This window comes from Rhizobium sp. SG741 (assembly GCF_012275435.1).
In the GTDB taxonomy this organism is placed as follows: domain Bacteria; phylum Pseudomonadota; class Alphaproteobacteria; order Rhizobiales; family Rhizobiaceae; genus Rhizobium; species Rhizobium lusitanum.
Map to the genome: position 1 here is coordinate 22,668 of NZ_JAAZQP010000027.1, position 9,298 is coordinate 31,965.

Annotated in this window: 6 protein-coding genes and 1 riboswitch; of the genes, 1 reads left to right on the forward strand and 5 read right to left on the reverse strand. The window is 61.3% G+C overall.

All coding sequences use genetic code 11. The features are described 5' to 3' along the window. Positions 1-3 precede the first annotated feature (3 nt). Genes cobO through cobU form a run of 5 tightly spaced genes read right to left on the reverse strand, consistent with a single transcriptional unit; the run spans position 4 to position 6,786 of the window. Positions 4-648 (reverse strand): cob(I)yrinic acid a,c-diamide adenosyltransferase, encoded by a 645-nt coding sequence (gene cobO, locus FHT29_RS33715; RefSeq protein WP_047556456.1) that lies wholly within the window; start codon positions 646-648, stop codon positions 4-6. Continuing rightward, positions 645-1,244: a dimethylsulfonioproprionate lyase family protein gene (locus FHT29_RS33720; protein WP_047556454.1), complete on the reverse strand. Its 600-nt coding sequence runs from the start codon at positions 1,242-1,244 to the stop codon at positions 645-647. The genes cobO and FHT29_RS33720 overlap by 4 nt, the downstream gene beginning before the upstream one ends. After that, complete coding sequence (gene cobN, locus FHT29_RS33725; RefSeq protein ID WP_168601161.1) at positions 1,241-5,197, reverse strand: cobaltochelatase subunit CobN; 3,957 nt, start codon at positions 5,195-5,197, stop codon at positions 1,241-1,243. The genes FHT29_RS33720 and cobN overlap by 4 nt, the downstream gene beginning before the upstream one ends. 9 nt (positions 5,198-5,206) lie before the next feature. Then, entirely contained in the window at positions 5,207-6,256 is a 1,050-nt protein-coding gene (cobW, locus tag FHT29_RS33730) for a cobalamin biosynthesis protein CobW (protein ID WP_168601162.1), read from the reverse strand. A 5-nt stretch (positions 6,257-6,261) separates the two neighbouring features. After that, positions 6,262-6,786, reverse strand: a complete 525-nt coding sequence (gene cobU, locus FHT29_RS33735; protein WP_168601163.1) for a bifunctional adenosylcobinamide kinase/adenosylcobinamide-phosphate guanylyltransferase — start codon at positions 6,784-6,786, stop codon at positions 6,262-6,264. 140 nt (positions 6,787-6,926) lie between these two features. Further along, positions 6,927-7,325: riboswitch (cobalamin riboswitch) on the reverse strand. A 180-nt stretch (positions 7,326-7,505) separates the two neighbouring features. On the opposite strand from cobU, the gene FHT29_RS33740 reads away from it, so the two are divergent. Then, positions 7,506-9,298, forward strand: a 1,793-nt coding sequence (locus FHT29_RS33740) for a chloride channel protein (protein WP_037202573.1), incomplete at its 3' end; no start/stop codon positions are given.

Genomic DNA, 9,298 nt, shown 5'->3' on the forward strand with positions numbered 1-9,298 from the left:
CGGTCAGAATTCGACGCCCGGCTGTCCCTTGATGCCGGAGCGGAACGGATGCTTGATCAGCTCCATCTCTGTGACGAGATCGGCGATCTCGATCAGCTCTTCCTTGGCATTGCGGCCCGTCAGGACCACATGCGTCATGTAGGGCTTTTCGGCCTTCAGGAATTCCAGCACTTCGTTGATATCGAGATAGTCATAGCGCAGCGCGATATTGATCTCGTCCAGCAACACCATCGAGTTACGCTCGTCGCGGATCAGATCCTTGGCCTTTTCCCAGGCCACTCGCGCCGCCGCCACGTCGCGGGCGCGATCCTGCGTCTCCCAAGTGAAGCCTTCGCCCATGGTATGAAACTGGCAGACATCGGAAAAATGCTTTTCGATCAGATCGCGCTCGCCGGTCCACATCGCGCCCTTGATGAACTGAACGACGGCGCAGGGCTTTCCGTGCGCGATATGGCGGAAGATCATGCCGAAAGCGGCTGACGATTTTCCCTTGCCCTTGCCGGTATGGACGATGATCAAGCCCTTCTCGTCCGTCTTGGTCGCCATGATCTTGTCGCGCGCCGCCTTCTTCTTGGCCATCTTGTCGGCGTGGCGAGCATCGTCGTTCTTCGGTGCGTCGGGGGCCGTTTCGGCCAATTCGTCGCTCATGGCATTCTCCCTGATATGATCGATTTCTGTGCCAGCGGCCCGCCTCGCCAGAGGTAGAGCGCCACCAGCGGCAGGCTTTCGGTTCGCATGGCATGGCGGATATTCGAGGGGTGGTGGATAACCTCGCCCGACCAGCGCTGCAGGAAAGACTGCGCATCCTTGCTCCACAGCGCGCCGTCCGTCAGCGGGATATAGATTTCCTCGGCCTGATGATGATGATCGGGGTAGTGCACCCGAGGCCCGAGCAGCAGGAAGCCGCCGGCCATGTCGTCGCTTGCGAAATGACCGCGCGTGCCGAAGAGTTCGACCCAACCATATCTCTGGAGGAAATCCGCCCCGAAATCGGCGATGCTGTAGGTCTGAGCCCAATGCAGCATACCGGCGGCGTTGAGAAGACTGTCAAACAAGGCCGCCTCCGCTTCACCGCCCGGCCTGCGCAGCCCGCGTAGATAGGCAACCACAGGCAGATCGCGCGGCGCAAGCGACCGCTCTTTCATCGACCACTGGAAACCCTCGATGAAATACCTCAGCATCGGATCGCTCCGCGACAAGAGATAGTCGCGGAAGGCCGCCAGAAGGTCCTCGACCGCACTCACGCCGCAGCCTCCTTGCCCGGTTTCAGGCTTTCCAGATCGAAGCGCGCCGAATTGCTCCTCGGCGTCCAAAGATTGCGGTCGATCGCCTCCAGCAGGCGTTCCTTCAACTCGCGCAGTGCCGCCGGGTTCTTCTCCGCCATGAAATCGCGCACTCGCTGATCGACGACGAAGGCCTGGTGGACCGCCTCGAAATGATGGTTGCGGACGGCTCCGGTCGTTGCCGCAAACGCGAAGAGATAATCGACGGTCGCGGCGATCTCGAAGGCGCCCTTGTAGCCATGGCGCATGACGCCATCGATCCATTTCGGATTGACGACACGCCCGCGCACCACCCGGCCGATCTCCTCTTCCAGCGAACGGATGATCGGCTTTTCCGGCCGCGAATGGTCGTTATGATAGATCGACGGACGAGTACCGGCCAACTGTTCGGCGGCGGCGGCCATGCCGCCCTCGAATTGATAGTAGTCGTCGCTGTCGAGCAGGTCGTGCTCGCGGTTGTCCTGGTTCTGCACGACCGCCTGGATCGAGCGCAATCGTTCCTCGAACACCCCCCGCTCAGCCCGTCCTTCCTCGCCGGCGCCATAGGCATAGCTACCCCAGACGAGATAGGCTTCGGCCAGGTCCGCACGTCGCTCCCAGCCCTTCTCGTCGATGAGCGCCTGCAGGCCAGCACCGTAAGCGCCGGGTTTCGAACCAAAGATGCGGTAGCCGGCGCGGCGGCTGGCCGAGGCTGTGTCCAGGCCGGCCGCTTCGAGCCGCGCGATCTCGCCCCGCATGCGCGCTGCGATCGGATTATCCGTCGCATCCTCATCGAGCGCCCCGACAGCCCGGATCGCCTTGTCGAACAAAGCGATCTGCTCGGGAAAGGCATCGCGGAAAAAGCCGGAGATGCGAAGGGTGACGTCGACACGCGGCCGGCGGAGCATTGCAGGCGGGATGATCTCGTAGCCGGTAACCCGCCGCGAAGTCATATCCCAGACCGGCTTGACGCCGATCAGCGCCAACGCCTGCGCGATATCGTCGCCGCCTGTGCGCATGTTCGATGTGCCCCAGGCGGTGAGGCCGAAAGAAACGGGCCATTCGCCATGGTCCTGAACATAGCGGCGGATCAAGAGTTCGGCGGATTTCTTGCCAAGTTCATAGGCGGCCGGCGTCGGCACCGCGCGACTATCGATCGAATAGAAATTCCGCCCGGTCGGCAAGACATCCGGCCTGCCGCGCGTCGGTGCGCCTGAGGGGCCGGGTGGAACGAAACGCCCGTCGAGACCCTTCATCAAGGCAGCGATCTCCGCATCGCCGCAGGCAAGGATCGATGGCTTAAGCCGGGTTTCGATTTCAGCGAGAACGACGCTTGTGTGGGGCCAACTCTCGGGACATGCAATCTCGCCAGCAACGAATTTCGCTGCCAGAAGTTCGATGCGCTCGACGGTATCACCTTGAGTGCGCCAAGGAGCGTCGGAAATGTCCGCAAGAATATTGGGACGCTTGCCAGTCCATTCGGCGGCCATATCGCAATCCAACGGATCGAATGGCTTTTGCGGCGAGATCCCCCCCCTATCCGCAAATTCCACTCCCTCCAACGCGTCTAGCGCAATCGCCCGCTGCAGGCTCTGATCACCGCCCTTACCCAAACCTCTGGGAACCCGCGCCAGTGCCACAGTCAAATCCGTCAGCAGTCGTCCAGACGGCGAAACGCCGAAAATATGCAAACCATCACGGATCTGCATTTCCTTGAGGTCGCAGAGATAGGCGTCGAGCTTGCGCAACGCCTCATCCTCGCCCTCACCCTTGGCGATGCCGGCGTCCTGATCGAGACCGATATCGGCGACAAGATCGAGAATCTGCTTGCGCAGCAGACGGACACGACGCGGGTCGCCGCCCGATGCCTCGTAATATTCATCGACAAGCGCTTCCAGATCCTTCAACGGACCGTAGCTCTCGGCGCGCGTCAGCGGCGGCGTCAGGTGGTCGATGATCACAGCGCTGGTGCGGCGCTTGGCCTGCGTGCCCTCGCCGGGATCGTTGACTATGAACGGATAGAGGTTGGGCGTAGGCCCGAGGATCGCCTCGGGATAGCAGTTTTCCGACAATGCCAGCGCCTTACCCGGCAGCCATTCGAGATTGCCATGCTTGCCCATGTGGATGACGGCATGCGCATCGAAGGATCGGCGCAGAAAGGCATAGAAGGCGAGATAGCCGTGCGGCGGAACGAGATCGGGAGAATGATAGCTCTCCTTCGGATCGATATTGTAGCCACGCGCCGGCTGGATGCCGACAAGCACATTACCAAAACGGGTGAACGGCAGAGCAAAGGCGCCCTCGCGCGCATAAAGGTCCGTCTCCGGATCACCCCAGCGTGTCGTGATCTCATCCTGAATCCGTTCAGGAAGAGACGAGAAGAAATCCCTGTATTCGCTAAAGGAAAGCCTCTCGCGAACCAGCCTGCCATCATGGCCGGAATTTGTGGGACCATCCGCCAAGTGTCGCATCAGCGCGTCGCCATCGGCTGGCACCCCGGCGACAGGATAGCCTGCCGCCTGCATCGCTCTCAAAACCTCGATCGTACCGGCGGGGGTGTCCAATCCGACGCCATTGCCCAGACGGCCATCGCGGTTCGGGTAATTCGCCATGACAAGCCCGACGCGACGATCCCTCGGCTGTATATTGCGTAACCGTGCCCAGTTTGCAGCCAGCCGCGCCGTATAGCGCATACGATCGCCAAGCGGTTCGCTGGCGACGATATTGGCCTCGACACGCTCGTCGTAACGCGCCGCCGCCTTGAACGACACGGCGCGGGCAAGCACACGCCCGTCGACTTCCGGCAGCGCGACATTCATGCCGAGATCGCGCGCCGAAAGCCCCTGCGACGATGCCTCCCAGGCTTCCTTGGACGAAGCCGAAAGGATTGCCTGCAGGACGATCGCCTCGCCTGTTTCGAGAACCGTCGGTTGACGATCCGCGCCCGGTGCAGACACCGCAAAGCCTGTCGTGTTGACGACGACATCCGGCTTCAGCTCGGCAAAAACGCTCTCCAGAATGCCGACGGATACCGCATCCTTCAAACTATAGGCGAACACCGGCAACGGCCGCATACCCTCTGCGATGAGCGCTTGCATCATGGCTTCGACAGGCCTGGTTTCGCCGCTCTGGACGAGCGCGCGATAGAAGGAGATGGCAACAGTCGGAACTTTGAGGTCCGCCAACTGCTCCGCTCCCTGTAACGCCCCCTCACCCGGCGCTCCTTCGATAAACTCAGGGGCGCCACCCTCTCCCCGCTGGGGCGAGGGTAATACTGCACCCTCGACTTCCGCCTTCTCCCCCCGGGGAGAAGGTGCCCGAAGGGCGGATGAGGGGGTGCTTCCACACGACGTAGAAACACTCCTCCACTCCTCGATCCCAATCGCACCCCTGCCCGGCCACCAGATCCCGGCCTTCATCAAGGGTGCGGCCGGCATCGGCTTTTCCGCCCCTGACAGCATCGCCTCGGCATAGGCGAGAAACGCCCTGGAGTTCGCCTCCCCGCCCTCGATCAAATAGGACCAGAGCGCATTGAGATCATCGAGCGCGACATTGGAAAAGGGCGTCAGCCCTGGATCGGGTTTCGAATCTCCCGGCAGCACGGCGATCGCCGCACCCTGACGCGCAGCACAAGCATGCAGCGCCTCCAGTGCATAGTGGAAATAGCTCGCACCTCCGAGCGCTCGCACGACGATCAGCTTCGCATGCCGCGCGGTGCGCTCGATATAGGTATCGACCGACATCGGATGCTTGAGGCTCATCAGGCTCGCAAGCCGCAGGGAACAGCTGCCCTCGCCTTGCCCGCGAGCCGCGGCTATCGCCGCAAGCTCGGTATCGGCCGCCGACAGGAAGAGGATATCGCCCGGCGACTGGCCGAGATCGATCGCCTCGTCGCCGTCACTGATCGTTCCCTTCTGGGCTAGGAGGAGATGCATGACTTTGCCTTAGACCAGCGCTTCGATCGCCTTGCGCACGATCCCTTCGTCCATCTCGTGCAGACCGATGACAACCAGCCGCGTCGCGCGCTCCTCGCCGGGCGCCCAGGTACGGTCGAAATAGTTGTCGATGCGGCTGCCGACGGCCTGTACCTGCAAGCGCATCGGCTTGCCGGGCACATCGACAAAACCCTTGAGACGCAGGATATCATGTTCGGAAATGACGCTCTTCAGCGCTTCGATGAAGGCGTTCGGGTCGGCAATGGGGCCAAGCTCGACGACGAAGCTGTCGAATTCGTCGTGATCATGTGGTGTGCCGTCTTCGTGTTCCAACTCATGGTGCGATTTGCGGTTGGCGATATCACCTTCGGTACCGATGCCGAGGCCGAGCAGAATGGCTGCCGGCACGTCGCCGTTCTTCGCCTCGATGATCGTCGGCTTGCGGACGGTGCGTGACGCGACTTCCGCACGCACGCGGCCAAGGCCGGCGACGTCGATCAGGTCGGTCTTGTTGAGAACGATCAGATCGGCGCAGGTCAGCTGGTCCTCGAACAGTTCCTCGATCGGGCTTTCGTGATCGAGCGAATCGTCCTCGACACGACGGGCTTCGACGGCATCATGATCGTCGGCAAAGCGGCCTGCGGCGACGGCGGCGCTGTCGACCACGGTGATGACGCCATCGACGGTGACATGCGTGCGGATGTCAGGCCAGTTGAAGGCAGCGACCAGCGGCTGCGGCAGCGCCAGACCGGAGGTTTCGATGATGATATGGTCGGGACGCGCGTCACGCTCCAAAAGCTTGGTCATGGTCGGGATGAAATCGTCGGCGACGGTGCAGCAGATGCAGCCATTGGTCAGCTCGATGATGTCGTCCTCGGTGCAGTTCTCCGCGCCGCAGCCCTTGAGCACGTCGCCGTCGACACCCAGATCACCGAACTCGTTGATGATGAGGGCGATCTTCCTGCCGCCGGCATTCTGCAACAGGTTGCGAATCATCGTTGTCTTGCCGGCTCCCAGAAAGCCGGTGATGACGGTGGCGGGAATCTTTGCCTGGTTCATGTGGATCAACCCTTCATTTTCAGCGGCAATCCCGCCGCGATAAAATAGACTTCGGCGCTTGTCGCCGCGATCATCTGGTGCAGCCGGCCGGCATGATCGCGAAATTCACGCGCCATGCGGTTTTCCGGCACGATGCCTAGCCCGACCTCGTTGGAGACGAGCACGAGCCGCGCCTTGGCCTTCGGCAAAAATTCGGTAAGAACAGCAAATTCAGCTGCGATGTTTCGTTCGGCCATCATCAGATTGGTGATCCACAGCGTCAGGCAATCGACGAGAACAGCGCGGCCATCGCCGTCGATCGCCGCCAGCCGGGCGGTCAGGTCGAGCGGCTCCTCGTGCGTCGTCCAGAGATCGCCGCGTTCTTTTCGATGCTGCGCGATACGTTCGCGCATTTCGTCGTCCCAGGCTCGTCCGGTCGCCACATAGTGACGGTCAAGGCCGGTATCCGAGATCAGCGATTCGGCGAACCGGGATTTGCCGGAGCGCGCGCCGCCGAGAACGAAAACAGCGCGGGATTGTGAGGATGGCATGAGCTATTGTCGCCCCCATACGAGGGCACGGAGCCGCGCAACGCGGCTAAGACCGAAAGGGGCGCGCTTACGCGCGAGAAATTCGTTTGGCGCCATGACAACCTCCGTGCTGGCAGCGAGACATGCGTCCCAAGATGGGCCCTGTGCCCGGCACGTATGGCAGGTCTCCTGGCTCGCGGTTAAGGCGCAACGAGGGGGCAGACCGAAACCGGTCGCCCCCGATCGCGCACCAGCGGATCTTTCTCGCCTTCCCGGGAATGCATCATGAAAAGACGGACGATTCGTAGATATCGGAGGCGTCCAGCCCTGGTAGATCATGATGCCACACCAGTGGCTTTTCCGGCTTGAAGTTTCTCCGCCTGTTCGCCCCATGCGAACCATCGGCGGGATAGCTGTCAAACCGGACGAAAGACCCTGACCGCTCTACAGTCGCGGGGTCGGCTGTGATGAGAACGCCCGGATTGGGTCCGCCCCTTCACATTCCCTTTTCATCCCATGCGGCACATCGCCGCTCGGAAACCATTCGTTATGCCGGCAATGATTAGGCTTTCACTTAGTTCAAGTCAATCAAGGACATGGGTGCGACATCGGCTGTCCCAGCCGCGAAATCGCCGCATAATCCCGAGAACACATCACTTTTTTTGCCGTATTTCTTTGATGTTAGGAGTTTATAGAGGCTAAGCCCTTATATTCGAGCAGAAACGTATCGTCCGTCCCCAATGTTGCAGAAATTCCAACCCCGTCGCCTGGGCGTCTTCTCAGCCCTATTCGATCTTGGTCGATTTAGAGCGCTGCTCCGCCGCGGCGAACTAGGACTCGTTTTCGCCGGCGCGCTCGTGGGCATCGCGTCCGGCTGCGCCGTTACGGCCATGAGTTTCGTTTCGCGCAAGCTGCACAGCCTCATCTACGGGATCACGGATTACGAGCGCCTGAGCTCGGCGGCAGTGGCGATCCCGGACAAATCGGTGGTGCTGATAGCCCCGATAGCCGGCGGCATCATTCTTGGTATTCTGCTCTATATTCTTTCACGCACCCGCAAGAAGCCGATGGTCGACCCGATCGAGGCGAATGCGCTGCATGGCGGACGCATGTCCTTGACCGACAGCATCATCGTCGCCGTGCAGAACCTGATCTCGAATGGGTTCGGCGCCTCCGTCGGGCTTGAGGCGGGCTACACGCAGCTTGCCGCCGGCATCGCTTCGAAGTTCGGCTACAAGATGCAGATGCGCCGCGCGGATCTGCGCATGCTCGTGGGCTGCGGTGCTGCCGGCGCCATTGCCGCAGCGTTTAACGCACCGCTGACCGGCGCCTTTTACGCCTTCGAGCTGATCATCGGCACCTATTCCATCCTGACCCTGACGCCCGTCGTCGTCTCGGCCCTGATATCGACGATGATCGCAAGGCTGCTCGCCGGCGACGACTTCGCCATCGATATCGGCCATTTCGGCACAATAGTGCCGGCGGATTACCTTCCGGCTGTTTTGCTCGGCGCTTTTTGCGCCGGCATCGGCATCCTGATCATGCAGGGCGTCGCCTGGGTCGAGGAACTGGCGCGCAAGAGCTCGATTGCGCCGCCTTTCCGCCCGGCGCTCGGCGGCCTGTTTGTCGGCTTGCTGGCTTTGATATCACCCCAGGTTCTATCGGCCGGCCACGGAGCCCTCCATCTCAATCTCTCCACCGATGTAACCTTGTGGGCGCTGGTCAGCCTTTTCGTTTTGAAATCCCTCGCCTCGGCTGTATCGATCGGCTCAGGCTTCAGGGGCGGCTTGTTCTTCGCATCGCTGTTCATGGGCGCGCTGCTCGGCAAGATTTTCGCCTATTGCGCCCCCTATTTCGATCACGCCACGCTGACGCCGGCCGTCTATGCGGTGGTCGGCATGAGCGCGCTTGCCGTTTCGATCATCGGCGGCCCGCTGACGATGACTTTCCTGGCGCTGGAGATCACCGGCGACTTTCCGATTACCGCGCTGGTCTTGGCTGCTGTCATCACCTCGTCTCTCGTCGTGCGCACGACCTTCGGCTATTCCTTCGCCACATGGCGCTTCCATCTGCGTGGAGAAAGCATCCGCAGCGCACACGACGTCGGGTGGATCCGCAACCTCACTGTGGCACGCATGATGCGCCCGGATGTGCATACGGCAAGCGTCGGCATGAGCATCGAGGAATTCCGCAAAGCCTTTCCGATCGGCTCGGCGCAGCGCGTCATTCTGATCGACGACAAAGAGAAATATTCCGGCATGGTGCTGGTGCCGGATATTTATGCGAGCCCGGTCGAGAAAGATGACGAGGAACATGGCCTTGCCGATTTCATCCGCCATCGCAACGAATTCCTGCAGCCGCAGATGAACGCCAAGCAGGCCGCAGCCATGTTCGACCAGACGAAGAGCGAAGCGCTCGTGGTCATAAACGACCTCATCGAACGCAAGGTCGTGGGGCTGCTGACCGAGAGTTACACGTTGCGTCGCTACAGCGAAGAGCTCGACCGCCGCCGTCGCGAGGTTTCCGGCGAGCT